22 protein-coding genes and 1 tRNA gene are annotated in these 26,355 nt (G+C 40.8%); 16 read left to right on the top strand and 7 right to left on the bottom strand.

The window, feature by feature from the left end; genetic code table 11:
* Positions 1 to 22: 22 nt before the first annotated feature.
* The 7 genes from EHR06_RS01255 to EHR06_RS01220 all read left to right on the top strand — a co-directional run bounded on the left by EHR06_RS01255 (position 23) and on the right by EHR06_RS01220 (position 11,284).
* Entirely contained in the window at positions 23 to 7,114 is a 7,092-nt protein-coding gene (locus tag EHR06_RS01255; protein WP_135755361.1) for an RHS repeat-associated core domain-containing protein, read from the top strand.
* Positions 7,111 to 7,788 (top strand): hypothetical protein, encoded by a 678-nt coding sequence (locus EHR06_RS01250; protein WP_135755360.1) that lies wholly within the window; start codon positions 7,111 to 7,113, stop codon positions 7,786 to 7,788. Before EHR06_RS01255 ends, EHR06_RS01250 begins: the two co-directional genes overlap by 4 nt.
* A gap of 42 nt (positions 7,789 to 7,830) precedes the next feature.
* The gene (locus EHR06_RS01245) at positions 7,831 to 8,274 is read left to right on the top strand and encodes a TIGR04452 family lipoprotein (RefSeq protein ID WP_135755359.1); all 444 of its coding nucleotides are present in this window, start codon (positions 7,831 to 7,833) and stop codon (positions 8,272 to 8,274) included.
* A 149-nt stretch (positions 8,275 to 8,423) separates the two neighbouring features.
* The gene (locus tag EHR06_RS01235; RefSeq protein WP_135755358.1) at positions 8,424 to 9,059 is read left to right on the top strand and encodes a hypothetical protein; all 636 of its coding nucleotides are present in this window, start codon (positions 8,424 to 8,426) and stop codon (positions 9,057 to 9,059) included.
* Entirely contained in the window at positions 9,052 to 9,744 is a 693-nt protein-coding gene (locus EHR06_RS01230) for a hypothetical protein (protein ID WP_135755357.1), read from the top strand. Before EHR06_RS01235 ends, EHR06_RS01230 begins: the two co-directional genes overlap by 8 nt.
* Before the next feature lie 95 nt (positions 9,745 to 9,839).
* Positions 9,840 to 10,508, top strand: coding sequence for a hypothetical protein (locus tag EHR06_RS01225; RefSeq protein ID WP_135755356.1), 669 nt, complete (start codon positions 9,840 to 9,842; stop codon positions 10,506 to 10,508).
* 92 nt (positions 10,509 to 10,600) lie between these two features.
* Entirely contained in the window at positions 10,601 to 11,284 is a 684-nt protein-coding gene (locus EHR06_RS01220) for a hypothetical protein (protein ID WP_135755355.1), read from the top strand.
* Here EHR06_RS01220 and EHR06_RS01215 read toward each other — a convergent pair.
* From EHR06_RS01215 to EHR06_RS01200, 4 genes are all read right to left on the bottom strand, one after another.
* On the bottom strand, positions 11,232 to 11,873 hold the full coding sequence (locus tag EHR06_RS01215) for a TetR/AcrR family transcriptional regulator (RefSeq protein ID WP_135755354.1): 642 nt from the start codon (positions 11,871 to 11,873) through the stop codon (positions 11,232 to 11,234). The two genes, EHR06_RS01220 and EHR06_RS01215, sit on opposite strands and share 53 nt — an antisense overlap.
* Positions 11,870 to 13,327, bottom strand: a complete 1,458-nt coding sequence (locus tag EHR06_RS01210; protein ID WP_135755353.1) for a phytoene desaturase family protein — start codon at positions 13,325 to 13,327, stop codon at positions 11,870 to 11,872. Before EHR06_RS01210 ends, EHR06_RS01215 begins: the two co-directional genes overlap by 4 nt.
* Positions 13,327 to 14,970, bottom strand: a complete 1,644-nt coding sequence (locus EHR06_RS01205; protein ID WP_135755352.1) for a DUF3556 domain-containing protein — start codon at positions 14,968 to 14,970, stop codon at positions 13,327 to 13,329. The genes EHR06_RS01210 and EHR06_RS01205 overlap by 1 nt, the downstream gene beginning before the upstream one ends.
* Before the next feature lie 70 nt (positions 14,971 to 15,040).
* A complete protein-coding gene (locus EHR06_RS01200) occupies positions 15,041 to 16,549 on the bottom strand; it encodes an ATP-binding cassette domain-containing protein (protein ID WP_135755351.1) in 1,509 nt (502 codons plus the stop codon).
* Positions 16,550 to 16,779: 230 nt separating this feature from the next.
* Here EHR06_RS01200 and vapB point away from each other — a divergent pair, with 230 nt between their 5' ends.
* The 4 genes from vapB (at position 16,780) to EHR06_RS01180 (ending at position 18,131) form a co-directional block, all read left to right on the top strand.
* Positions 16,780 to 17,010 carry a type II toxin-antitoxin system antitoxin VapB gene (vapB, locus tag EHR06_RS01195; protein ID WP_135755350.1) on the top strand — a complete coding sequence of 77 codons (231 nt, stop codon included), beginning with the start codon at positions 16,780 to 16,782 and terminating at the stop codon, positions 17,008 to 17,010.
* Positions 17,007 to 17,408, top strand: a complete 402-nt coding sequence (vapC, locus tag EHR06_RS01190; protein ID WP_135755349.1) for a type II toxin-antitoxin system tRNA(fMet)-specific endonuclease VapC — start codon at positions 17,007 to 17,009, stop codon at positions 17,406 to 17,408. Before vapB ends, vapC begins: the two co-directional genes overlap by 4 nt.
* A gap of 130 nt (positions 17,409 to 17,538) precedes the next feature.
* Entirely contained in the window at positions 17,539 to 17,820 is a 282-nt protein-coding gene (locus tag EHR06_RS01185; RefSeq protein WP_135755348.1) for a type II toxin-antitoxin system RelE/ParE family toxin, read from the top strand.
* Between the two features lie 8 nt (positions 17,821 to 17,828).
* Positions 17,829 to 18,131, top strand: a complete 303-nt coding sequence (locus EHR06_RS01180; protein ID WP_135755347.1) for a HigA family addiction module antitoxin — start codon at positions 17,829 to 17,831, stop codon at positions 18,129 to 18,131.
* A gap of 47 nt (positions 18,132 to 18,178) precedes the next feature.
* On the opposite strand, the gene EHR06_RS01175 is transcribed toward EHR06_RS01180, so the two are convergent.
* A tRNA-Arg gene (locus EHR06_RS01175) sits at positions 18,179 to 18,250 on the bottom strand.
* Between the two features lie 143 nt (positions 18,251 to 18,393).
* Between EHR06_RS01175 and omp85 the strand changes: the two genes are divergently transcribed.
* Positions 18,394 to 19,836: an Omp85 family outer membrane protein gene (gene omp85, locus EHR06_RS01170; protein ID WP_135755346.1), complete on the top strand. Its 1,443-nt coding sequence runs from the start codon at positions 18,394 to 18,396 to the stop codon at positions 19,834 to 19,836.
* Between the two features lie 109 nt (positions 19,837 to 19,945).
* Positions 19,946 to 20,290: an LIC10421/LIC12816 family protein gene (locus tag EHR06_RS01165; protein WP_135755345.1), complete on the top strand. Its 345-nt coding sequence runs from the start codon at positions 19,946 to 19,948 to the stop codon at positions 20,288 to 20,290.
* Here the strand turns inward: EHR06_RS01165 and tmk are convergent.
* Positions 20,284 to 20,877 carry a dTMP kinase gene (tmk, locus tag EHR06_RS01160; protein ID WP_135755344.1) on the bottom strand — a complete coding sequence of 198 codons (594 nt, stop codon included), beginning with the start codon at positions 20,875 to 20,877 and terminating at the stop codon, positions 20,284 to 20,286. The genes EHR06_RS01165 and tmk overlap by 7 nt on opposite strands.
* A gap of 93 nt (positions 20,878 to 20,970) precedes the next feature.
* Here tmk and EHR06_RS01155 point away from each other — a divergent pair, with 93 nt between their 5' ends.
* The 3 genes from EHR06_RS01155 to EHR06_RS01145 are packed head-to-tail and all read left to right on the top strand — an operon-like array spanning position 20,971 to position 24,064.
* Positions 20,971 to 22,110, top strand: coding sequence for a trypsin-like peptidase domain-containing protein (locus tag EHR06_RS01155; RefSeq protein ID WP_167492258.1), 1,140 nt, complete (start codon positions 20,971 to 20,973; stop codon positions 22,108 to 22,110).
* Positions 22,111 to 22,119: 9 nt separating this feature from the next.
* The gene (gene ruvB / locus EHR06_RS01150; RefSeq protein ID WP_020771302.1) at positions 22,120 to 23,151 is read left to right on the top strand and encodes a Holliday junction branch migration DNA helicase RuvB; all 1,032 of its coding nucleotides are present in this window, start codon (positions 22,120 to 22,122) and stop codon (positions 23,149 to 23,151) included.
* On the top strand, positions 23,129 to 24,064 hold the full coding sequence (locus EHR06_RS01145) for an energy transducer TonB (protein ID WP_135755342.1): 936 nt from the start codon (positions 23,129 to 23,131) through the stop codon (positions 24,062 to 24,064). The genes ruvB and EHR06_RS01145 overlap by 23 nt, the downstream gene beginning before the upstream one ends.
* A 36-nt stretch (positions 24,065 to 24,100) precedes the next feature.
* On the opposite strand, the gene EHR06_RS01140 is transcribed toward EHR06_RS01145, so the two are convergent.
* A complete protein-coding gene (locus tag EHR06_RS01140) occupies positions 24,101 to 26,146 on the bottom strand; it encodes an adenylate/guanylate cyclase domain-containing protein (protein ID WP_135755341.1) in 2,046 nt (681 codons plus the stop codon).
* Between the last annotated feature and the right edge of the window lie 209 nt (positions 26,147 to 26,355).

Here is a 26,355-nt window from a genome sequence, read left to right as displayed (position 1 = left end):
TACGAAAGGATTTGGCAAGCTAATGTTTAGGACCGGAAAATATTATGTAATTCTTATATTCTGCAGTGCGATCCTGCTTTTAGCATGGAATCCTCTTCGCCCGATCTATTCTTTTTTCTCCACATTTTTCGGATTAGAGACCGAGATACCTCTTCCGTTTCCGGAGATTCGTGTGAATTCTTCCGGTAAGCCTGGTTTTTCACTTTCTATCCAAGTGCCTCCCGGGACCGGAGATGTTGTACCTTCTATCAATATCCAATATTCCGGATCAGGTTACGGGATCTTAGGGAAGGGTTGGTCCTTGGGTGGATTTCCTCAGATCTCTAAAAATCCGAACCTGGGAGTTCATTTTGTTCCTTCTGATGGATACATATCTTCTCAATTTGGCGAGATGATCTCCGATACGAACGGAAATTATAAATTCAAATTCGAAAGTTTTTCTAAGGTTGAGTTCGACAGTTCTATTTGGAAGGTCCGGGATAAAAACGGGATCATTTATGAATATGGTAAAAACTTTTCCGGAGGTTCAAATTCCAGATTGGATGGCGATGGAGTGCCAATCGCTTTTTATTTGGATAAGGTTAGAGATAGATTCGGGAACGGTTACGATATCCAATACGATCCTGAAAATTTACAATCTGCCGATGTTTTGCCGAAAGAGATCGTTTATGCCAGGGGAAATGGACGAATACTTTTTATTTATGAGGACAGTTCGACCAGATTTGCGGAAAAAGTATTTTCTCTTACCAAATCCTTATCTCGTAAGAAAAGATTAGAAAAAATTGAAGTATATGCGAAAGACTCTTCCGGCTCGGAAAATTTAAGCGAAGTTTACGAATTTGATTATGATATTATTGACGGAGAGACATTCCTTTCTTCTTTCCATCGTAAAAATTATAAACCGATCGTATTTTCCTATTCGACTAGGTCTACTCAGGCTCAGTATGTGCAGTCTTCCGGAAAAACATTCCAAAATTCTTATAGAGCCTCCGATCCGAATATAAAGTTTTTCTGCGATACTACCGCTGCAGCCTGTGCATGTACCGCGGATTATGGTTGTATTCTGGCGAGTGGACACACCGCTCCTCTTCTTTGCAAGGGGGGAGTAGAGAGTTTCCAGGACATTTGTACGAATGGTGTGGAAATGTCATTTGCCGTTCCTGCGGATGTAGACGGGGATGGAAGTCCTGAGATGGTCCGTGTACTGGGTAATATGGACAGCCAAAGATTTTCAGTTTCTAAATTTTCCTCTTGGGATACTGAGAACTCGGATCCGATCTCTTTGAGCGGAGTATCCAAGGGAAATCCGATCGGAGTCACTACGGAAGGTAAAATTTTTCCGGGGGATTTTAATGGAGATGGGAAGACTGATTTTTTGGTGCTGAGATCGAACGGCGCTAAAGGGATCGTGTATTATGGTCCGGATCTAAACTCGGTTGAATATTCCGAACTGATCGCGGAAAACCTGCAGCAAAGTAAGGCGTATCATTTTTTGGCGGATGTAAATGGGGATGGAAAGACCGATTTTTTACAGGCTAAAACTTCCACTAAGATCCAGATCTATCTTTCCACCGGTTCAGGTTTCCAAAAATCACAATTATTGAATATTACGGATCCGGGAAATCCTTTCCAGGGATTTGTGGATATGGATAGGAACGGTATCCCGGATCTGCTTAGGATCAGCGGGACTTCGGATCCAAGATTGATCTTAACATTCTATGATTTTAAAAACGGGAATTTAGTAGAGTTAGAGGAAACTGAAATTTCCAGATCTTCTTTCGGGAATGACGGGGACCAATTTATTTCGGATCTGAATGGGGACGGTTATCCTGATTTTGCATTTTTCTCCGGGGCTACAAGCCAGGGGACGATCCACTATTATCCATTCGATGGAAGAAAATTTAGGACCAATGGGGGTGCGGCCTACCAAACAATGAGTGTGAACGGTGCTTTTGCCTCCAAACAACAACAGAATTCTTCCGCTACCAGCCAAGCTTATGTTGAGATAGATCTTACAGGAGATGGGATTAAGGATAAGGTCACTTATAATTATTCCGATCTTACGAATCCGTATTTTACGGTACAAGTGTACGATACTTCTCAGTCTGATTATCTTCCCGGTTTTTCCTTATATTGGAATCAGGATTTTACTCAGGACTTAAATGGAGACGGGGTCCCGGATATTCTAAGAGCAAATGTAAGCACTACGGAAGAACCGGACAATGAGGATGAGGATTCTCTTCCTCAGACGATAACCGTTCGGAATTTTTCGGTAAACATTACGAATATAACATATTATGAAACTTCAATAGATCTGAAAGATTATCTTCCCTCCGCAAATCTTTCTGGAAGTTCTTCGGACAATGCTTATTTCAATTGGAGAAACAGAAAGGAATTCACGGATCTAAACGGGGACGGAAGAGCGGATTTTGTCCGATATGATTCCTCCGAATCTAAACTAATCGTTTCTTATTCTAAAACTGACTCGGATGGAAATTTGTTCTATTCTCCGGATGGAGACGAATCTTGGAATACCGGAGGATACCTTCTTCCCTTAGATATCAATGGGGACGGTAAGCCCGAACTTTTAGGTTTGAACGGGGATAAAAAACCTCTGCAGTATCTTTTACCTTCCAGTATTCCATTCGTGAATACGGTCGGTTACCGCCATTTCCCTCATGAGTCTAATTTAGAATTACATCTTTTGAGATTTCGTTCCGAGGTTCCTGCAGGACTTTTGACGAAGGTAGAAAATGGTTCTTATGTTTCCGACGGGAATGTAAGTGTTCAATTAGAATATTCTCTTTCTAAAAATCATCCTACAGCAAACGGATCGGGTTTGTATGATCCGAGTCGTCCCGAAATCCTTCCTTTAGTATTTTCCGATTTTTTAATATCCAAACTTTCTCAAAAGGCCGGGTCTAGGATCTTCGGGGAAAATTCATACAAGTACTTCTTCTCCAGATTTTATAGAGGCGGGTTCAGGAATTCCGGATATTTAGGGTTCCAAAAGGTAGAAGAAAAGGATACTATCTCCAATTCAATTACGGAAACAAAATATGATTCTACTTATTTAGAGGCTGTCGGAATTCCTACAACTCAGACAAAATTCAAGAATGGGATCAAAATTTCAGAATCTTTTAAGAATCTCCAAAGATCTTTTTCCTCGAATGGAGGGATACAGATCTTAGAAACGGATATTTTGGAGAATGTATATAGAGGAGGGCAGTTATTCCAATCTTCTACAGTCACTAAAACTTATGATACTTACGGGAATATTATTAGAAAGGACACGAGTATCAACGGGACCACCGCCGGCGAAAAAGTCTCTTATCTGAACGATTGGAATGAGGGCGTTTTAGGAAAGCCTGTAGATATCCAAGTTTTGAAAAATGGAGAACTAGTCTCTCATAGAAAAATAGAATATTCTAATTTTCAAATATCCGCAGTAAAAGAGGCGATGAGTCCCGGTGTTTGGAAAACCGAAGAAATCCAGGCTTATGACTCTTATGGGAATCCAAGCCTTGTAAAAGAGTCTAACGGAAATTTGATCGCTGTAGAATATGATAATATTCTACATAAATACCCCCTTAAGCTGACCAATGGTTTGGGTCAGGTCACATTAAAAACTTATGATTTTTCGAATGGTTTGGAATTATCCAGTACGGACGAAAACGGAGGGATTTCCAGAACAGAATACGATTCTCAGGGCAGGCCATCAAAAAGTTATCTGCCGGGAGAGAACGACTGGTCCGAAAAAATCGAATATGAAAATACCGGGGATCTAGAGAATCAGCTTGTCCGAAAAATCTTCCGCCGTAGTAATGGTGAGACTTGGCAGGAAGACTTGAGTAATAATATTACCAAAGTTTCTAAAAGAAGAAGCAGCCTGGTAAACGGATATGTTCTGGTAGAGGAGACTCGCCGGAATTTGGAAGGTCAGGTTACCAGAAAAATCGATCCATACTTAGAAGGATCCAATCCCTTTTCCTGGACGGATTATACGTATGACCAGGAGGGAAACCAAACCAAAAGTGAAAGAAATGATGGAAGAGTAATCGAATCCGAGAATTCGGGTTTGGTCTCCAAAACCAGAGAACTTCTTAACGGAAATCTAATTAAGGAAATCGTTGAGGAGAGAAATGAACTCGGCCAGGTAATTTCTTCTACACAACAAGGAAAAACTACACGTTATTCTTATGATCCCGCAGGCAGGGTTTCCTCGATCATAGACCCGGAAAGCGGGACTACATCTATCGAAACGGATTTTGGAGGAAGAAGGACCAAGGTTGTTCATCCTGACTCAGGCAAGATAGAATATGAATACGATCCTAATTCCGGAAAATTATCCAAACAAAAATACCAAAACGGTTCCAGTATCCAATATTCCTACGACGGTTTAGGCAGGGTCTCTCAAATTAAAGGAGATTCTCCGGGAACCGGGGCAGTATATTATACGTATGAATATGACGATCCGGAAAAAGAGAATGGGATCGGAAGATTGACCAAGGTTATTGATCCACTCGGAACAACTGAGTTCGGATACGATCTAAGAGGGAACCAGAACCTAATTGTAAAGAAGCTAACCGAAGAAGATCTGAAATTCGTGATCCGTAAAAAGTACAATCTACAAAACCAGATAGAGGAAACTATTTATCCGGACGGAAGTATTGCAAAAAGCTTATATTCCGAAGCAGGATTTCTCTCCGGGATCACTTTGACTCCCGGGGACGGAAGCGGTTCCGATTTTCCGATCGTTCAATACCAAGGCCCTATCTTAGAAGATGGAGAACTGAAGATCCAAAGAAAATTGGGGAATGGTGTCAGAACGGATATATATTATGATTTAATAAATCGCAGGCCAACTAGATTCGTTACCGTTAAGGATACTGAAATTTACCAAAGTATAGAGTATAATTATGATCAGTTCGGAAATTATCTTTCTATCTTGGATAAAAAGAATCCTGCCAGGACACAAAACTTTCAATATGATCCAGTCAATCGATTGGTTGCGGCTTCCGGAGTTTACGGAACGGAAGAATATACATATTCCGATTCTGGGAAATTGCTCCAGAAAGGGAACTTATCCTATTTATACGAAAATCCTTCTCATAAGAATGCGGTCACTAAGGTAACCGGACAAAATCATTCGTACCAATATTCTTATGATGGTTCCGGAAATATCATCTCTCGAAATGGAGAGAATTTCCGTTACGATCCTTTCCAGAAATTGAAAGAGATCCAAACAGAAGACCAGGATAGTATCCGATTTGATTATGATTTTTCCGGGACCAGGATAAGAAAAACAAAATCAAGCGATTCCAGTAAGACGATCAGCTTGGGCGGATTATACGAGGTTTCCATCTCTCCTGGAAAATCTCCCCAGCATACATTGTACTTCCGAGGAAATTCGGGAGATCTGGTGGCACAATGGACCAGGACGGATGCCGTGCTTGTAAATTACCAAGGTGATACGATTGCTTCGGTAAGTTCCGGAATAGAAACTAGTTGGAAAACATTCGCTTGGGCGGCAAAAGATAATTCGATCAGAGGAATTAAATATCTATTTTTAGTTCCCGGAACTAATTTAGGATTTTTGTATATAACGATCCTATTAGGTTTAGGATTCGGACTACTTTCCTTTAGGGAAGGACTCTGGAGATCCGTCTTAAAATTTACTTCTCCGATACTCATCGTTTCTTTTTCCAACTGTTCCGTTTTGATGCCTGGTGGAAATGGAAATCCACCTTGGTTAGTTCCTCCACAATTCGATTCTAATACTCCAAATGTGAATACTCCATATGAGCCGGGAGGACCCGGTTCCGGAGCAGGACTTCCAGTCGGTGGATTCTTATTCCTTCATCCAGATCATTTAGGTTCCATCACAATGGCCACGGACGGAAATGGAAATAGGATCGCAGGAGGTGACCAGGGAGGAGCATCACATATTTCTTATAAACCTTATGGAGAGATCCAAAGAAACGATTCCTCCGGACCGGATGTGTTCCGTTATAAGTATAACGGACAAGAAGAAGATAAGGAAACCGGCCTATACTATTTCAAGGCAAGATATTACGATCCTTTGATCGGTAGATTTTTACAGGCAGACTCGGTCATGGACACAAGCAGGCCGATGGGAATGGACCTGTACATGTATACGGAAGGAAATCCAATTAGATACACGGATCCAAGCGGGAATAGTATCCTGAGTAGTTTTTTGGAAAGAAACGGACTCGGATTTTTAAACTTTAGCATTTCATTAAGTACCTTCTTTCAAAATGCATTTTATGTGAGCGCTCAGAGATGGAGTGATGCAGGATTGGGAGTTGCTCTGGCAATCAATCCTATGGCTGTGATCGGAACTGCCTTGGGGATAGGTGCAGTCGCCTCTATTGCGGCGGTCGCTGTTGTTGCCACTGGAATCGGACTTGCTTTAGGAGCGGGGATTGTCGCCTTAGGAGCCGCTACCTTAGCGGCTGCAACTGCAGTTACTTTGGGGGCCGCACTCGCAGTAGTGGCGGCAGCTACCGGGATTGCGGCTGCTACTTTGGCCGCAGTATGGGCTGCATCCGCGGCAGGAACCGCAGCTCTTGTTGCTATGGGTGCATTGTCAGTCGTATCTGCTTTGGTGACCACGGCTCTCGCACTTGCTGTTGCAACTGCGTTACTCGTGTGCTATCTCATACCCGTTTTGGTTTATACGGGGTTGGGTGTTGGGGTTCTTGCAGTAGGATCCGTATTGTCTCCATTTACATTGCAAGCATATGTAGCAGGCGGATATTCTAAATCAAGTTTTAATAATATACATTGGGATGAGAAAAATGCAAGAATTGCAGGTTGTTATGCGGCTGCGATTTCTTTTGGCGTAACTGCTGGTGCAATTGGTTATTTTGGCTACGCGGCAGTTGTGGGACAAGCTCCAATAGTTGGAAAAATAGTTGAATATGGTAGTTTTGCCTTTACTGCGAAAAGTGCTTTGGACCAGGACTGGGAATCTGTCGGTATTGATCTTCTGAGCTATGGAATTAAACTTATTTGGGAGAAAGATGTCCCACTTGGTTTAATTATTAAAGCAGGAGCTGCAACTCAAAGGACATGCGGAGGAACTTTATGAGAACGAAGATTCTTTCGCTTTCGTTTGTATTATTGGTTGTTTTTCTCCGTTGTATACCTTTGGCTGGATTGGGTAGTTATGATCGAGGATGGACCCCAAAAGAGTTCCATCAGAATTATTTAAAATTCGAAATTAAAAATTTCAAAGATCGTAAAAATTATGAACCGGAACGATGGTTTTTTGTAGTAAACCAATATCATTTTATTATAAAATGGATGGATCCAAATGTTTATTTTCCATATACTGAAAAAGACCGAATTCCTCGTTCTATCAATCCTTCGGAAAATTATTATACAAATAAGAAGGATCTTCTGAACCGAAATAGATTTAGGCAAATTATGGAAGGAGATCGTAGGGATTACTTCGCTTATGACTGTGAGTATTGGATGCCTCTTCTACTGGGCAAAAATCAGTATAAAATTTTTATAAATGATATAGCTGATCAAAGAAGAGAAGGCGCTGAGCCTGAATTCGATCTTCCGGAAGGTTATTCCGTTAGAATGAAGGTAGTTCCCGCGATGCGCACCTTAGGCTCCGATCCACTATGGCCCCCAATTGGCGAACGTCCCAAGGATCCTGAACTTATTCGGAAAGGTTTTGAGATAGAATTCACGATTGAAAAGAACCGTCCGGGTGAACAAGAGCCTGTCTGCGATATAGGAATTGGATCTTAATTAAATAAAAGTATTAAATTAATAAAAAGGTAAATGAAAACAATGAAACGAATCACCATCACTTTACTGATCTTTCTGGCTATTGCGAATTGTCTCGCGATAGATACATTAGGATTAACTGATACATATAAAGGAGATGTCGCAAAAGATAAATTATTGGCTGCAGCAAAAATTGGGGATTATATGACTGCAAGCGCATACTTTACCGACCAAGGTTATACTGGATCTCAATTGGATTCTTATGTGATTGCACAGGTTATATTGGCCTCCTTTATAGATGAGGCAGTCATTAGGCTGGATGAATCCAAGTATTATAAAAAGAGAGACGTGGAAAAGTGTGCCAATAACATCCGAAGTTTTGGAGTCTTTCTTGATCAGGATTCATTTTCGACATATGTAGCTAGTTTGAATTGCCGTTTGGTTCCGAACGACTCTTTCTTGGATAGAAATATGGGTACAAGCACGAATAGCCCTCATAAATCCTGAGGGGTAAGTATAACTCGGTCAAATGAAGGGGACGGAAATTTTTATCCCCCCAGCAATTCCTGATCCTCTTGGAAAAGAAGACTTAAATAATCGGATAATTTTCTAAGATTATAACCGTCTTCTTTTTTAAGTAGAATCTTGCTTTTGAGATGAAATTAAAACTGTATAAATTACTAATATTCCTATTTCTTCTTGGGAACTGTATTGGGATGCGGTATGGGTTTGAAACATATTATTGGCATAGGACCATTGATAATTTTCAAAATACTTATATTAAGTTTAACTTCATTCCACTGAAAGATAATGAACCGCGTCGTATCGGCAATGAAAATCAATTTGTATATAATTTGTTTGTTTCATTTGGGGATAGGAATCCGCTATTGGGTTTTCCGTCTAGCGTAAATCCGGAGAAGGACTATTGGAAGATTTATTGTTCGAAATTTGAAAATTTACCATCTTTGATTAAATCAGATATCCGCTTTGTCTTTATGGAGGGCTGTGAATATAGAATGCCAACAAATTCTGGCAGAAATTTATACCGATTTTCGTTTGGCAGCGAAAGAACACAATTTTCAGGAAAATTATGGACTGAAATTGATCTCCCTCCTAATCATTCTATCCGCTTAAGCTTTAAGGAAAAAGGAATTCCTTATCCGGAAGCTAAAACGATAGGTGAAAGACTGGCAAATGACAGAAGCCGTTACGATCGGTATGAAATCAAGCCCACAATAGAGCCCACTCCAAATTCAGATCCAATTAAGCCCTGCGAAATCAAAAATGAATGACGTGAAATTGGGGAACGCTATAGGAAATACATGCGGGAAGGATTTTGTGAAAAAGGAGAGAAAACTTAATAAGCTGTTATTATTACTATATTGTACATTCTTAATGAATTGTCTCCATTGTGGCCCTATTGGTCCGAATTATAACTACTGGGATATAGAAAGTTTTGATAACACTTACTTAAGATTCAATTTTCCGGATTTAGGTCCGGAGTCTCAATATTCTCCACCAGGTCTTTTTCTTTCGGAAAGAGACAAGAAAACATATTATCTTACAATGTTCTTGGAAAATGAATGGATGCCTAATCGAAGTTTGCAACCGGAAGAATGGTATTGGAAGAAGTTTTACTCTAACTGGGAAAGCTTGCCTCCCGTTGTGAAATCTGATCCTAGATTCAATTATATTTCAGGCTGCGAATATTATATACCTATTCCAATTGGAAAATCTACCTATTCATTATTTAGCTATAATCGTAATCGTGTGAATATTGGCGGGGGCATGACGAAGGTTGTGGATCTCCAACCCGGCCAATCGATTCGAATTCATTTTATAAATCCTGAAATTTTGACCGAAGAAAAGATCGATCCTAATAAATTCATAAAATATAGTAAGGGAGATCGAATTTTATTCTCCATAGAATCGACTCCCTTGCGGATGGATAAACCAGGCTGTGAGTTTGAGAATTGAGTTTCTATGAAAGCTCTTTCATTACTTTTAAGCATTCCGTTTGGATTGATCATAAATGCGGGCGAGGCTGCTCATCGGACTTGCGGAGGAACTTTGTGACTAAGTTTCTTCTTTTTTTACCTCTTTGCTTTTCTTTGGGATGTATTAATTTAGTTGGGCTAAGTGAATATAGGGGAGGTTGGGCTCCTAAAGAATTCCATCAAAATTATCTAAAATTCGAAATTAAAAATTTCAAAGAACGAAAAAGTTATGAACCGGATCGATGGTTCTATAAAGTAAATAAATATTATTTTCTTATCAAATGGATGGATCCAAATGTTTATTTTCCATATACTGAAAAAGACCGAATTCCTCGCTCTATCAATCCTTCGGAAGATTATTATATTCACAAAAAGGATCTTCTAACCCGTTATAAGATAAATCAATTCTTACATGGAGATCGTAGAGATTACTTCGCTTATGACTGTGAGTATTGGATGCCTCTTTTGCCGGGCAAAAATCAGTATAAAATTTTTATAAATGATATAGCTGATCAAAGAAGGGAAGGTGCTGAACCTAAATTGGATCTTCCGGAAGGTTATTCGGTTAGAATGAAAATAGTTCCCGCGATGCGCACCTTAGGCTCCGATCCACTATGGCTCCCAATTGGCGAACGTCCTAAGGGTCCTGAACTTATTCGGAAAGGTTTTGAGATAGAATTCACGATTGAAAAGAACCGTCCGGGTGAACAAGAGCCTGTCTGTGATCTAGGAATTGAATCTTAATTAAATAAAAGTATTAAATTAATTTTCGGATTTTTGGGTGTCTCTCTTTTAGAAAATCCGAATATATTTCCAGACTATTTGGATAGTGGCAAATGAATAAATATATGTTCATATCGATTATTAGATCATTTGTTTTTACAATATTGGTTTTAGATTTTAATTTCTGTACAGTTTCCGTTGTACAGAAACCGGAAAATTTGAAAACCGATAAGGAGCAATATCCTCATGAAGTGGCAATCTTAATCCCAAAATCAATAAGAGACTATTCATATCCCAGCACAATGATTACTTCGTTCAATATCGGGGAGGCACTCGAACAAGCGATGAAACTTAGAGCGAAAGCTCAGTTTGAAAATGCGGTCGTAATTGATTCTCTTTTTACCAAACATCCGGATATAAAGACGATTTCAGTAAAGATCAATGATGTTCGTTATGAATTTCATCCGGATAATACTACTGGCCTTTTTAGTCATACTATATTTCAAATTTTTCTGACGTTAGAGTTTTACAACGGCCAAGCCTTGGTTAGAACAGTAAGAGTCGAATCTGGGAAAGTATATCAAGGAGTTCCTCCCTTCTTACATGCAGATTACGCTGCAGCTGGTTCTATTTCTAAGGCTATAACCATGACAGTAGATAAAGGATTTGAAAATTTATTATCCGATATATCTGTGCAAAAATTAATTAATCCTAATGTAGAAATTGCGATAGGTTCCGAAATTTTTATCCTCCCAGCAATTCCTGATCTTCTTGGATCACCTTGGAAACATTGGTGATCCCTCCTTGGAAAAGAAGACCTAAATAGTCGGATAATTTTCTAAGATTATAACCGTCTTCCTTTGCCAGAAGAACCATTGCTTCGAAACCTGCTGCCACCATCATTACGGAAGTGATCCGGATCGGATGCGCTGGAAATCCGCCTTGTCCCACCATTCTTTCTAAGTCACTGTCCAATTCTTCTAAGATATAAGTCATGGAGCCTCCTTGGAAAAGGTAACCGCGAATGATGTCTCTGTTCCTGGTCAATAGATCTAAGTGAATTCTATCCTGCATCATCACATGAAAGACCGCAAAATAAGCGTCGCTTAAAAAAGCCAAAGGAGTTTCCGCTTTTGCTCTGGCTTCTCTGATCCCTTTTCGGATCCCTTCCGCTAATTCGTCCGCGATGTCCTGCATTACGGATTCTTTATCTTTATAATAATTATAGAATGTGCCTTGAGCAAGACCGCTTTCCCTGATAATTTCTCTGGTGGAGCATGCCTCGAATCCGATCGTGGCAAAAACCCTGCGGGCAGCGTTTAAGATCGCATTCCTATTTTTTGTTTTATTGTCCTGTCTTCTGGACCCGGAAGTTTCTAATTTCATTTTGAATAACGAATCGATTTTAGTTTATGAATTTTTTTTAATACTGTTTTGGCTGCGTAGTATCCGCACATTCCGTGCACTCCTCCTCCCGGAGGTGTGGATGCGGAACAAATATAAATATGAGGATTTGGAGTGGTATATGGATCCATTCTTGCGATCGGTCTGAAGAATGCCTGAGGTAGATCCGCCGCTCCACCTGTGATCGCTCCGCCCACATAGTTTAAATTATAAGAATAAAAGTCCTTTGTATTCATGGAATGTCTGGCTAATATACTGTCCTTGAAACCGGGTGCGAATCTTTCGATCTGGTTCTCTAAAATTTCAGTCATGTCCTTTGTGGATCCTGAAGGTACATGGCAATAAGCATATCCTGTATGTTTTCCTTTAGGCGCTCTCGTCGGATCGAATTGGCTTTGTTGGACCACCAACATATAAGGACGATCCGGATGTTTTCCGGACCAGACTTCCGATTCCGCTTTTGCAATTTCTGAAAGTTTTCCGCCTACATGGACCGTGGATGCCTTTAAACAATTCGGATCTTTCCAAGGAATCGGTCCATCCAAGGCCCAATCCATTTTGAATACACCGGGTCCGTACTTATAGGAAGAGATCCTATTAATATAAGAAGAAGATAATGTATTTCCGGCAACCGATCCCAATTGATCCGGACTTGTATCAAATAGGACAGCCTTCGTTTTCGGAAGTTGTGCGAGACTCGAAACCTTATAATTGGTTTGGATCTTGACTCCGAGACCCTTTAGATAAGACTCCATAGATTTTGCGATCATTTCAGATCCGCCTTGGACTACCGGCCAAGAACGAACATGTCCTGTTAAAGAGAATAAAAGTCCAAGAGCTCCGCTTAAGAACTTCTCCAATGGAAAGATAGAATGCCCTGCGCAACCTGCGAATAATGCCTTGGCTCTTTCTTCTTTGAACCAAGAGTTCGCGAGCGATTTCGCGGATCGTATCCCGAGCAATCCGAATCTAGCTAATAAAAATGGATGTTTAGGAATACCAAGAGGAGCTAATGCGTCGGACAAAAGTCCTTCCGGATTTTTTAGAAATGGAGAGATCAGTTTTATATAGGACTTTTTATCTGCACCTAATTCTTTCGCGGTTTCTTCCAAAGATAATTTTAAAAGTACCGCAGATTCTCCATCCAAAGGGTGGGCCACGGAAGCTTCCGGTTCTATCCATTTGAGTCCGTGTTTTTCCAAAGGAAGTGTTTTTAGATAAGGAGATAATATTCCCATAGGATGTGCAGCGGAACAAACATCATGATGAAAACCCGGTAAGGTTAACTCTTTGGTCCGTAAACCGCCGCCTATCGTATCCGAAGCTTCCAATATTAAAACTGAAAGTCCGGAACCCGCCAGAACGGAGGCAGCCGCCAATCCGTTCGGGCCGGATCCTATGATACAAATATCATATTCTTCGGAGCTGAAATCCATTATTTAGTCGGCCAAGGTTGGAGTTCCTTCAAATCGGCAACTTCTATCTTTCCGTCTTCTATCAAACCTTTTTCAGCGTCGTGGATCCTATAGTTAATAGTAGATTTTCCTAATGGTTGACCTTCTATAAAGATACAACGTAGCTCTTCGTCCTTGAATCCACATTGTGCTTGTACGGACCTAAGAAGTTGTTCGCTATGCAAGTGACCTTCTCCGAAGTTCCAGCCTACTACCATTCCTGCTACCAGTTCACCTTCTACCCATTCGTACTTTTCAAAGTTCTTAACTGCTTTTGGTACTATCTTTTGGAATGCCTTTCCGTGTAAGTGCATGAGTCTGAATGCCATTACCTTACTCACTAAACCTACGGATACTTTTCTTTCGTAGAACATATCCAATTGATCGTACAACCATCCCGAGGTTTTGGTAAGCTTCTCTAATTTTTTATAACTATCTTCTTTGAACATCCATACGCTGACTGCCCAGTTCCCCGCATAATATCTCATTGCGAGCAGGAAGGAGACCCAATCCGGTCTGATGTTTCCGATGATAGGAAGAGCTAAAGAGAATACGAATAAGAATACTGCAACAGGTGCAGAATCCAATTGGAAAGGAGTGATGGTCGGGTTTGCTCCGAATAAGAAGAAGCCCGAGTAAACTACTAAGAAGTTCCATTCTATCGGAACTCCCATCGGGAAGTTACTTGTGATATAACTATGTAGGAATACCATCATTCCTAGTCCTAGGTATAGAACTGTTTGAGAACCTGTCATGATCGCAGTGAACAGAACGATCGGAGTTCCCATTTCCAAAACGATCCCCATATTCGCTTTTGCTATTGCAGTAGAAGAAGGACGAAGATCTTCCGGATAATTTTTATACATCGCCTTTCTGAACCAAGCAAATGGAGTGAATGGACTATTACTTGCCATCACACAAACTACACTTGGAAAGTGAGAATTGAGTTTGGAAAATCCCGCGAATAACCAAATAGAAAGTTGAACGATCATCGCACCTGCGATCCAATTCTGTGCGAATGCAAATACAACTATCGTTACCCAATAATGTTCCGCCCTTGCTGCAAGAAAAACAGTTTTATCTAATATACCTGCAATAACCAAACTGATGATGATCGGTAAAAATTGTTCGAAACCTGGAGCAGGGTGGATCAAACACAGAACGGAATAAACTAAAACTGAAGCGTAAGCTACGATTTCCAGAATTCCTCTTGTTCTTCCTCCGATGATTGGAGCTCCTTCGAATAAAGGCATTTTGGTGGTCTTAGGTCTTAAAAAATATAAGAACCCGCCGACAGGAGGGAAATATCTTCCGGTTAAAGGACCGCTTCCGCATCCGAGTCCTAAAACTTCGAATAGCAAACTCCATACGATTGCTTTTTGAAAAGCCACTGGAACAAACCACCAAGAGATGGTTCCCCATTCTCCCAGTCCAGGACTGAAAGAGCAGAAATAAATCCAACCTGCGATGTATAATGCTATCTTTAAGACGTAAACGATATATGCTCCAAGAGGGGAGCCGTAACCTTGGACCGCCCAGGCTTGGCAGGACAAACGAGCCCTGTCCGCGAACGACATTTTCGCCCAGGCTAAGGCATCATAGGGGGGAGCTTTAGGAAGGAACATCTTTCTCTCCGTATTCTATATTTAGAGGGAGTGATATACAGGAGTCATGAGAAATGTCAAGAAAAAATGACTAATTGGTCACATTTAGAATGTGTTTTATAGTCAATTCTTCCTGGATCCCGCAGTTTTCCAAAAACAGCTCATCGTGAGAAACGATCAAAACTGCCGCTTTGAATTCTCTGATCAGGTTTTCCAGAAACTCAATGTTTTCCAAATCCAAGTTATTCGTGGGTTCATCTAAGAGTAGAAGTTCCGGTTTTTCAGTACTTAGCAGTCCTCTTGCCAAGGCAGCTCTCAATCTTTCTCCTCCGCTTAGAGTCCGTACTTTTTGAAAGACCGTGTCCTTGAAAAATAGGAATTTCGCCAATCCGTTCCGGATCTCGCTTTCATCCAAAGTAGAAACGTCTCTCACATTCTCGAAGATACTCTTGGAGTCATCCAGTTGGTTGCATCTTTGGTCTATATAAAGAGTATTCAGTTTTCCTAATGTAAGAGATCCTTTGGTCTCAAGGCCCTTGCCGCCGAGTAATGCTTGTAATAAGGTGGATTTTCCGGAACCGTTTCCTCCTTTGATCGCGATCCTTATATTTCCTTTCCAGGAGAAGTTTAGATCTTTTTCATAGATCCAATCCTGGAATCGGATATTAAGATCTTTTGCTTCTGCCACTAATTTTTGAGAAGGTATTGCCTTGCCGGAAAGATCCGCATACATGATCGGATCTATTTTTAATCGATCCATAGCCTCGTATACTTCTAAGATCTTTTCATTCGCTTTTTCTAAACTAGAAGAGTTTAGTTTTCCGGAAGTGGTTTGAGCATTCCTCTTTCTGGCTCCTAATAATATTTTAGGCGTTCCTCCTTTTGCAGCGGATTTTACTCCCTTTCGGTTCCTTTTTTCCTGTCTTTCTATTTGTTCTATTCTTTTTGCTTGTGCAGCATCTCTGTCTCTTCGGGCTTTCTCCAAGGCGGCTAAGGAATTTTTTCTTTCCCTTTCCTTAGTTTCCTCGTAGGAATTCCAACCACCGCCGTATTTGTTCAAACCCAGATTAGATAATTCTAAAATAGTTTCACAGAGTTTTAGACATTCCCTGTCATGAGATATGAGTAAAAATCCGTATTCATATTCTTTTAAAAATCGGATCAAAACTTTTTTCGATTCTTGGTCCAGATCGTTTGTGGGCTCGTCCAGGATCAAAAATTGATCTTCTAATTTTTCCGCGAGGCGGACTCTCATCCATTCTCCTCCGCTCAATTGATCGCAAAAATTTTTTCGATCAATCCCTGTCAGAAGTTTTTCTCCCAAGAGTGACCAGGAGTAATTTTGTAGGAACTCTTCCACAGTGATCCTTTCTGGCTTCTCTCTTTGAGGTACATAAGATAAGGCAGAATTTCTGGAAATTTTTCCTTTGCTAGTCTCTATTTCTCCTACGATCAATTTTGCAAGATAGGTCTTTCCGATCCCGTTTGGACCTACAAGAGCAGTACGCTCTTGTCCTATAGAAAAATGTAGATTTTGAAATAAGATACGTCCGTCCGAAAATTCGAAAGAGACGTCATTTGCGACGATACTTGATTGCATAACAAACCCTTTGCGCGGCTGAGGCGCAGATTAATAAAATCGATTGGGGTGGGTTTGTTTAAGATGCCATAAGACTCCGGTTGCCCAGAGGATTATTAGACTAAAAGAAAAGCTTCAAAATTGCAAGAAATTATAAAATTCGTTATCCGGACTAGGTCACTTAGTTTTCGAAAATATTTTCGAGAAGAATATCTTGACATAGTTAAAAATATATATTTTAGTATATATATATGAATCGGGCCAAAATATTTAAAAATGGAGACAGTCAGGCAGTTCGTCTTCCCAAAGAATACAGATTTAAAGGAAAAGAAGTCTATATCCATAGGGAAGGAGAAATCGTAGTATTGACTCCTATAGAGGATGCTGTTGATAGACTTTGGAATACTCTAAATGAATTTTCCGATGACTTCAAAATAGAAAGGGATCAGCCTAAAAATTACGATAAGCGCGATCCTATATGAATAAGTATCTTTTAGATACGAACATTTGTATTTATATCATAAACCGAAGACCTGATTCGGTTTATAAAAAATTTAAGAAGGCAGCTTTAGAGAATATCTATATCTCTTCCATTACTGAATTTGAATTGTATTTTGGAATTGAAAAGAGCCTTCATAAAGAGAAGAATAGAAGAGCATTAGCCGATTTTATCGGGTATTTGAATATCTTACCATTTGATAGCAATTCATCGACAATCGCTGCTAAATTACGTTTCAATTTAGAGAAATCGGGGAAATCGATAGGTCCTTTTGATCTATTAATAGCGTCTCAAGCTATTTCTAATGATCATATCCTTGTGACTAATAATGAAAAAGAATTCAAAAGGATTAAAGAGCTAAAATTAGAAAATTGGCTCTAATGTAGCTACCGCGGCGAGCCAAATGTCTCTCAATATTTATATTTACTAAAATATTTGAGAAATAAATGATTCTGGTAATATTCAATATATTCCTGCTTGACAGTATTATTGTGATCCAGGAATATAAAATGTGATTAATTCCTTTAAGTCAAAGGAAACGGAAAAAGTCTGGAATCAGGAATTTTCCAAAAAGCTTCCGAATCAAATTCAATCGATTGCTTATCGAAAATTAGTAATGATAGCTCGATCTAAGCAAATTGAAGACCTTAAAATTCCTCCTGCAAATTGCTTGGAAAGGCTTTCCGGGAATAGAGTAGGCCAATATAGCATAAGAGTTAATGATCAATGGCGTATTTGCTTTAAATGGAAAGATGGCAATGCTTTTGATGTAGAGATTGTTGATTATCATTAGGTATAATTATGAAAAAAATTCCGAATGTTCACCCTGGAGAAATTCTATATGAAGAGTTTCTTTTGCCAATGAACATTACTGCATATCGTTTGGCTAAAGAAACTAAATTGAACCCCACTAGGATCAGTGAGATAGTTCATGGTAAAAGAGGAATATCTGCTGATACCGCTCTAAGGTTTTCGAAATTTTTTGGCAATTCCGTTGAATTCTGGATGGGCATTCAGGATGAATATGAGATCCGTGAGGAAAGAGAAAGGATCTCAAGCGAATTGAAAGAAATTAAAAACTATAAAGAATTGATTAGCGCTTAATCTTTCAAAACGGTGTACCTACCGGGGACTCGCCGCTTCGAGTCCCTTGTACCTACCGGGACTCGAACCCGGACCCCAGGCTCCGGAGGCCTGTACTCTATCCGTTGAGCTATAGGTACGTATGTTGGTGAGTTTTTGGGAATTGCCCGTGCAGTCAATCTGATTCCTGGAACGGGGATTTTGCGTAAATGTCGGAATAGTTTCGGAGGTTTTTGGCTTACATTTTAATCCTCTTATTCAACTTGCCCTTAGGCGGCTGCATTTGTTTTCTCTTCGGCATTTTTTTCTAGCCAGTATCCTGATCCCTGTTTCGATCTTTTCGGAAGGGGAGAAGGTTGCAATCGACCTAAACGAGTCCAAACGTCTTTCTAAACAAGAACTGGAAGAAAAAAGAAGCGGTTGGTATGCGACCGGTCTTCCTGTTTTTTCGGAGGACCCTGTAAGGGGCCAGGGTTACGGTGCCAGAGGATTTTTATACCAAAACGGAAATCGTTCCGATCCTTATTTCGAATTCCAGCCTTACAAATATAGATTCGGCGCTCAAGCTTATAAGACTACAAAAGGTGCGGACTATTATGAGTTCACTTTTGATAGTCCTTTTCTTTTCGATACTGCGTATAGATTGAAAACAAGTGTTTCCTATAGCACGAATAAAAACTCTCAGTATTTCGGGATCGGAACTGATACGTTACGCGAAATTTCTTATAGAGAAAAGAATCAGCCTACGGGTGAATTGAAAAATGGGGGAAGTTTCTCCGATCTAGAAGATGCACTTTCTTATCGCAGACCTTCTTCTCCCGGATCTATATATCCGTATGAAAGTAATCAGTTGTACAATACATACGAATTCCGTTCCTCTACCGCTACATTCTCCATAGATAAAACTTTCTGGGGAGCGTTTCGTTGGATTATTGCCCCTGAGTTTTCTCAGAATGTGATCCGCACTTATGATTATCCTAACGGAAGAATTGCAACCAATGGAGATTATTATTCCGTAGCAAGAGATCCTTCCACCGGCTGGGGTTCTACTTATCCGAATGGGACTTCTAAACTAACCAAAGACTACCAAGCGGGACTTATCAACGGTTATCATGGTGGAAATGTAAATTATATTCATATAGGACTTGCTTACGATACTAGGGACTTCGAACCGGATCCTGATTCAGGTGTTCTATTGGAGATGAATTATTCTTCTTCTTCCAAACGTGCTGGTTCGGATTTCGAGTTCGAAAAGTTTTTTACGCAAGGTAAATTTTTCTATATGCCTTTCCCGAAACTTTTCGAGGAACTTGTGGTCGCGGGAAGAGCGGGACTTCATTATTCGAAAGGAGAAGTTCCTTTTTCAGAATATCGTTATATGTGGTCCATTGATGGACCGATCAACGGATTGGGCGGTCTACAAACTCTAAGAGGTTATAGACAGGAAAGATTTATCGCTCCTATGATCGGTTTCGGAAATTTGGAGATCCGTTGGAGATTCGGGACATTCAAATTTTGGGATCAGTTGGTTACCTTGAGTCTTGTTCCATTCTATGATTTCGGTAGAGTATGGAACGGGTATCATGATATAAGCACCCAAGGTTATAAATTTTCTTATGGAACAGGTCTAAGAATTATCTGGAACCAAGCAACCGTCATACTCATCGATTATGCTAAGTCTAGAGAAGATTCTCAATTATTCATCGATATAGGCCAGATTTTCTAAGAATTTCAGAATATAGAAATTTGCTGTTCAGGATTCGTACCTTGCAAACACTTGAGTTCGGCCGGACCAAAAATACAGATCGGCCTTAGAACAACCAAAGAGAGTCAAGATGAAGACCCAATCACTTGTCGGATTAATTTCAATTCTGTCCCTGTTCCCATTTGCACTTTCTTCCTTCTCCGCAGAGGAAGAAACAAAACTGATCGAAAAGGCATTGGTGGAAAGTTTATCCACCCAGGAGCAAAAAGAAGCGTTCCAAAAATACCTGGTCAATCTTTCCAAAAAGAAAAGAAATGAAGCGACCCATTTAAGAGAACTTGCTTCTACGGAACCGAAACATCATTCTTCTCAAGCGCGTAAGAAGAAGTTAGTGGAATTGGCCGCTCAATTGGAAAGAGAAGCGTCTATCCATGAAGAAACCTTAAAAACCCTGCAACAATCCTCGATTCAATAACGGATTTTTTCGGTTACTAGTTTTAATAATTCTTCCGTCGGGAGTTTCGCATCCAAACGGACGGTATTCTCCGGAAGAATTTCTTCGTACGCTTTTTTGATCTTAGTCAAAGCGCTGATCGTTTCAAATCTATCCTTAGTAGTATCTCTTCCCTTCAATCTGGCTAAAGCTTCTTCCGGTTCGATTTCCAAATAAAAAATTTTTTCGGGTTCCGGGAATCCTCTGTCTAAATTCTTTTTCAGGATCTCTTTTGCGGAAAAAAATCCTCCGGACTGATACGCAGCAGTGGAATACATGTACCGATCCAGTAGCACGATCTTTTTTTGGGAGAGTGAAGGTAGAATATTCCGGCTGAGAGAAACTTCTCTGTCTCCTAAAAATGCTTCGATCTGTTTTTCAGGAGAAAGTTCAATTTCTCCGCTTAAAAATTTTCTAAGATAAAGCCCGGATTCGTACCGAGTCGGTTCCGCAAAACAAATTGCTGGAACATGTTTGGAGGTGAGAAGGTCTAAGACTCGGACAGATAGGGTACTTTTACCACTTCCGTCCAAACCTTCAAAAACGTAAAATCCAGGTATTTGTGCCATGCGTTAGGATTGGAAAGCCACTTGACATGAGTGGTTTTGCTTCGAATGCTGAAAGCTCATCTACCGGAATCCCATTCCCGAGGGCAGGAATCCATGAAAAAAAACGACAGATTCAAAAATTTCCTGGTGATAGGCATATCCGTAATGGCCGGAGTGATCCTTTCTCCGATCTTGTATTGCGGAACAGGAAACGACAGTGCTTTATTTCTAAATGCAAAATCGGATAGAGAGCCAAGCGCATCTGCGAAAGCAGCAGTCTCCATCCAAAAAGCATTCGAAGAAGTTTATGAAAACGTTTCACCAAGCGTTGTGTTGATCGCCACCGAAGGAACAGTAAACGTTCCTCAATACAACGACCCATTCCAAGAATTTTTTTACGGACCTCAAGGTAGAGTAAGAAACCAGAAAAGAAAAGTGAGCGGACTAGGTTCCGGCTTTATCCTCAACAAAGAAGGATATATCCTCACCAACGATCACGTGGTCCGTAATTTCGATAAATTTAAAGTAGTTTTTAAGAATGTAAAAGAGCCTGTTTCGGCTAAGTTGATCGGAACAGATCCTATGATAGACGTTGCGCTTCTAAAAGTAGAAGCAAACCAAGACTTGCAGCCTATCGAGATAGGAGATTCTTCCGCGGTAAAAGTGGGAGACTGGGCAATCGCGATCGGCGCTCCTTTCGGTTTGGAACAATCCATGACCGTAGGGGTGATCTCCAAAGTAGGAAGAGGTGGTATCGATAATTCCGGAGTTCATTATATCCAAACGGATGCTGCGATCAACCAAGGAAACTCCGGAGGACCACTTCTGGATATTAACGGAAGAGTGGTTGGTATCAACCGTATGATCGTCTCTCCAAGTGGTGGATCCATCGGTTTAGGTTTTGCAATCCCGATCAACGAGGCTAAGGCAGTCGTAGAAGAATTAAAATCAGGCGGAAAAGTTAAACGTGCAAGACTCGGAGTTGCGTTAGACGATCTTACTGAAGAGACCGCAAAAGAACTCAAACTTTCCGGACCGGAAGGTGCATTTGTCCGCCAAGTACAGAACGGCAGCGCTGCCGCAGAAGCAGGTATCGACGTAGAGGACGTGATCCTGGAAATAGACGGAGCTAAGATCAAGAACGCAAACGATGTGGTTTCTAAGATCAGAGCTTCTAAAGTGGGACAACGTGTTTCTATAGTCGTATTTAGAAAAGGCCAGATCCTAAAAATTTCGGTTAAGCTGGCGGAGTGAATAAATCTTTTGGCAGGACATACCTTAAATCCGGAGGATAAATTCGACGATGAGATATCTCTTCGTCCCTCCTTATTCTCCGAGTTTATAGGACAAAAAGAGATCCTGTCCAATCTGGGCGTCTTTGTAGGAGCCGCCAAAAAAAGAGGCCAGGCCCTGGATCATGTACTTCTATCCGGGCCTCCTGGTCTTGGCAAGACCACACTTGCAGGTATCATTTCCCAAGAACTTGGGACTCGGATCGTAGTCACTTCTGCACCTGTTCTTACCAGAGGTGCGGATCTTGCAAAACTTCTCACCGACCTGGAAGAAAGAGATATATTATTTATAGATGAAATACATTCTTTAGGCCGCAAGGTGGAAGAGATCCTATATCCTGCGATGGAAAATTTCATGATCGATCTTCTTGTGGGAGAGGGGATCACCGCTCAAACGATCCAGATCAAATTAAAACCGTTTACATTGATAGGTGCTACTACCCGAAGCGGACTTATCTCTGATCCACTCAAGAGTAGATTCGGGATCCATTTCCGTTTGGAATATTATGACGATTCTGAAATGAAAGATATCGTCCTCCGATCGTCCAAGATCCTGGGTTACGAGATAGAAGAGAACGCTGCATTCGAGATAGGAAGAAGATCCAGAAAAACCCCGAGGATCGCGAACCATCTTCTCAAAAGAGTCAGGGATTTCGCGGAGGTAAAAGGGGAAAAACAGATCCGTATCCCCGCCTGCGAAGAGGCATTTTCCCGTTTAGGTATAGACGAATTGGGCCTGGATAGAATGGACCGCCAGATCTTGGAATGTATGATCGATCGGTACAAGGGCGGCCCGGTGGGCCTAAAACCGATCGCCGCGGTAATCGGAGAGGAAGAAAGGACCCTGGAAGATCATTACGAATCCTATATGGTAAGAGTTGGCTTGATCAATAGAACCTCTTCCGGTAGAGTAGCCACGGAGAAGGCCTATAAGCTGATGGACAGGGTCCCTCCGGCTTTCGGTAAAAGAATAGAAGAAGATGCGGCTCCCGGCCTTTTTTAAAAGCGAAATAGATAATACCGGAGATTTAGGAGAAGACGATCGTCGTCTACTATTCGCCGCGTTTTTCGTATTTGCATTCGCTTCTTTCTTAGTAGCCCACTTATTCACACGTAATATTCTATTTAAGATCCTGGGAGAAGACCCGATCGTTCAGGTAAAAGAAAGAGCAGAACGAGAAAAAATTTACGAAGTACTATTAGAACAGGAGTTCGTAGACAAAAGGATCAAGGACGAATACAAAGCACTGTCTAACGTAGAGTCCGCAGGTTCCGGAGGGATCACCAAGGAAAAAGGATTTCATACACTTTCTCCTTTCCGCGAATTCGTGATGGGGAATATTTTTAGAAATCCATCTAAGGCAAGTCCTCAAAATTCCCAAAAGAAAACGGAAGAAGAAAAAGTATACGAAGTCGCTATCCTAAAACAGGATCCTGTAGAATTCACAAATCCGAACGAACAAACTCCGGAGCAGACTCCAGCTACCGGAAGAATGACCAAGATCCCATTCAATTATCGTTTCCAACAAGATATGTTATTTCGCTGGGACGGAAGTTCTTCTATGAGTGTTCCTACTAAAAAATTAGTGGGTTACGAATATTTCAAAAGAATGCTCCGCCAAATTGAGCAAAGTTTTTCCCCTCCCGGTGGTGGAAATTTTGGATATCGCGACGGTGCCGGAACAGTGATCCGAGAAGCGATAGAACCCGGAGAAGCAAAAGTCCAATTTTTATTAAACGATGCCGGTCAGGTCATAGATACGAAACTAATCTCTTCCCAAGGGCAGTCTCTTGTGGACCAATCTTGTGTGGACGCTCTTCGTGGACAAAACTTCGGAAGAGTTCCTGAAGATGTAAAAGCGCAGGGAATGATCTACGGAATTACTTTTATATTCCCTCGTATTTATAGAAGATAATAACTCGGACACTTAGATCGCACGTCATTTCTAAGATCAAACTGCGCTTAATTTCAGATTTAACTCGTTTCTTAAAGATTCAAATTTTTCGTTCGGAGAAATCCCTTTTGCGTCCAGAGAAAGTTCAGGTCGGATAGAACTTACAAAGTACATATCCACTTCTCCCTTCCCTTTTGCTTGGATCTTTCCTCTATGCTCGCATACAAAAAAATCTTTTATTAATTCATAAGTGGAACCGGAGATATTTAGGTGTCCTGGTTTACCGGAGGATTCCATTCTGCTCGCAAGATTGACGGCGTCTCCCCATACATCATACGCGAATTTATTGGAACCGATCACTCCTGAAGTCACCGGCCCTGTGTGAATTCCCACTCTTAATTCCCAGAATGGAAGTCCCATTTGCGATTTTGCCTCCGCGATCTTATTCATAAATCTCAAAAATTCCAATCCTGCCAGGCAGTTGTCGACCGCATGAGTGAAGTTTGTATTCGGGATCCCTCCGGCGCACATATAAGAATCGCCGATCGTTTTCAGCTTTTCTAAACCCAAACGAGAAACGACTGAATCAAATTCGGAAAAACAATTATGTAGATCTTCCACCAGATCTTTTGGACGCATATCTTCCGCAATTTTAGTAAATCCCACAAAGTCTGTGAATAATATGCTCGCAGATTCATAATATACGGGAGTTACAGATCCTTTGGATTTTAATTCTTCCGCTACCGGTTTAGGAAGAATATTCAATAAAAGTAAATCCGTTCTGTCCCTTTCTTCTGCGAGTTCTTTTGTTCTTTCTACCACCTTCTTCTCCAAATTTACGGAGAGCTCTTCGCTTGTATTGAAGGCGGTTGCGATCCTTCTTCCCAGAGTAGCCGCATCTGCGAACGTCAACAGGAATAGACCTGCAGGAGTAAGATATCCCGGTCCTATATGGAATTGGTAAAAAATAAAGTCGTTTAATATGGCTGCGAAGAAGATCCCTAAGCCGAGCAACATCAGTTTTGCGCCCTGTAAACCTTTGAATATCGCTATAGTCAACATGATCATCCCATAAATTCCTGAGAATACGATCAGTGCTTGGTAATATGGAAGGGTATAACTGAAGAGCGCGGGAGGAAGTACTATAATGGAAAGACACGGAGGGATGGAGATTGACATAATGATAATCATGGCAGTCCTACCGAACTGAGCAGGATACAAAGTTCTCATAAACATCGCCATAAACGGAACGCCTAGATAAAAGGAAAGATATTCTATTCTGACCATGATATTCCAAGGAGCGTCCCTGAGAGCTTCTCCTATAAATCTATCTCCGCTGAAAAATACCCTGGAAGTGATTGCAAGACAGGTAAGGGAGAACCAAAGGATCTCCATTTCTTTTTTACGGAATAAAAATAGGCCCATATGATATAAGCCCATGATGAGTAAGGATCCGGCCAAAAATGCACTCACCATTCTACTCCTGTCTCTTGCCGCAAAAATTTCGGAAGAGTCGCCGAGTAAGATCGGCATTTGAAAACCGCCGTTTCTGTGATAGTGATTCGAAATATACATCACTAGATCCACTTGTTTGGAATAGGAAACGGAACTTGTTTGAGCGAGATATTCAGGACTTTCTTCTTCCGGAGAAGGCCCTGGATGCCCGTTATAAGCGACTAACTTTCCGTTCCAGTATAAGGAGTAAGCGGAGCCTTGGCCGTCGTCTATTCGTATCGCAAGATCAGGAGAATGTTCAGGAAGATATAATCTTAGATGATAGGTGATGTAACCTATTGCAGGTAAAGGTTCTCCTTTTAAAAGATGACCGTTCCATACACCCGGAACAGGAATGAATCCGCTTGGATCCGAGACAAGATCGTCTTGGAAATTTTTAGGAGGAATGAGTTCCTTCCAATAATATCTCCAGTCTCCGTTTAATTCAACTGTTCCGTCTTTTTCAAAATCCCAATTGCTTAGATCTAAGGTCCCATTTTCAGCCTTGGGTCTTTCTTTAGCTTTTGCTTGGGTACAAGCGGAGAAGGATATAAAATAAAGTAGAATTCCTAAAATGAAAAAACGAGTTGTACGACCTGAATCACTCATATGCGTAGATCAATAAGGGAGAAAAAACCTGTTCCAGCCAGCATTTTTTGTGATCCGGTCGGTTCTTCTGAAATTATTTCATAGAAGAATACTCGCATCGCTCATTCGAGTAGTTCGAAAGAGAAATCGTTTTTCCGAGAAAATTTTTGAAAATTCTCACGGAACAGAGATTCGGAATAAAAAACTGGACACTGATGACTGGTCATATT

Source organism: Leptospira dzoumogneensis (assembly GCF_004770895.1).
GTDB classification, from domain to species: Bacteria; Spirochaetota; Leptospiria; order Leptospirales; family Leptospiraceae; genus Leptospira_B; species Leptospira_B dzoumogneensis.
The sequence above is the reverse complement of the archived record's forward strand: the minus strand, read 5'-3'. Positions and strand labels throughout refer to the sequence as shown.

Bases quoted from the DNA above. Each gene is read 5' to 3' on its own strand.
- EHR06_RS01255 (WP_135755361.1), top strand. From the start codon at position 23: ATGTTTAGGACCGGAAAATATTATGTAATTCTTATATTCTGCAGTGCG.
- EHR06_RS01250 (WP_135755360.1), top strand. From the start codon at position 7,111: ATGAGAACGAAGATTCTTTCGCTTTCGTTTGTATTATTGGTTGTTTTT.
- EHR06_RS01245 (WP_135755359.1), top strand. From the start codon at position 7,831: ATGAAACGAATCACCATCACTTTACTGATCTTTCTGGCTATTGCGAAT.
- EHR06_RS01235 (WP_135755358.1), top strand. From the start codon at position 8,424: ATGAAATTAAAACTGTATAAATTACTAATATTCCTATTTCTTCTTGGG.
- EHR06_RS01230 (WP_135755357.1), top strand. From the start codon at position 9,052: ATGAATGACGTGAAATTGGGGAACGCTATAGGAAATACATGCGGGAAG.
- EHR06_RS01220 (WP_135755355.1), top strand. From the start codon at position 10,601: ATGAATAAATATATGTTCATATCGATTATTAGATCATTTGTTTTTACA.
- EHR06_RS01215 (WP_135755354.1), bottom strand. From the start codon at position 11,873: ATGAAATTAGAAACTTCCGGGTCCAGAAGACAGGACAATAAAACAAAA.
- EHR06_RS01210 (WP_135755353.1), bottom strand. From the start codon at position 13,327: ATGGATTTCAGCTCCGAAGAATATGATATTTGTATCATAGGATCCGGC.
- EHR06_RS01205 (WP_135755352.1), bottom strand. From the start codon at position 14,970: ATGTTCCTTCCTAAAGCTCCCCCCTATGATGCCTTAGCCTGGGCGAAA.
- EHR06_RS01200 (WP_135755351.1), bottom strand. From the start codon at position 16,549: ATGCAATCAAGTATCGTCGCAAATGACGTCTCTTTCGAATTTTCGGAC.
- vapB (WP_135755350.1), top strand. From the start codon at position 16,780: ATGAATCGGGCCAAAATATTTAAAAATGGAGACAGTCAGGCAGTTCGT.
- vapC (WP_135755349.1), top strand. From the start codon at position 17,007: ATGAATAAGTATCTTTTAGATACGAACATTTGTATTTATATCATAAAC.
- EHR06_RS01180 (WP_135755347.1), top strand. From the start codon at position 17,829: ATGAAAAAAATTCCGAATGTTCACCCTGGAGAAATTCTATATGAAGAG.
- EHR06_RS01165 (WP_135755345.1), top strand. From the start codon at position 19,946: ATGAAGACCCAATCACTTGTCGGATTAATTTCAATTCTGTCCCTGTTC.
- tmk (WP_135755344.1), bottom strand. From the start codon at position 20,877: ATGGCACAAATACCTGGATTTTACGTTTTTGAAGGTTTGGACGGAAGT.
- EHR06_RS01155 (WP_167492258.1), top strand. From the start codon at position 20,971: ATGAAAAAAAACGACAGATTCAAAAATTTCCTGGTGATAGGCATATCC.
- EHR06_RS01145 (WP_135755342.1), top strand. From the start codon at position 23,129: ATGCGGCTCCCGGCCTTTTTTAAAAGCGAAATAGATAATACCGGAGAT.
- EHR06_RS01140 (WP_135755341.1), bottom strand. From the start codon at position 26,146: ATGAGTGATTCAGGTCGTACAACTCGTTTTTTCATTTTAGGAATTCTA.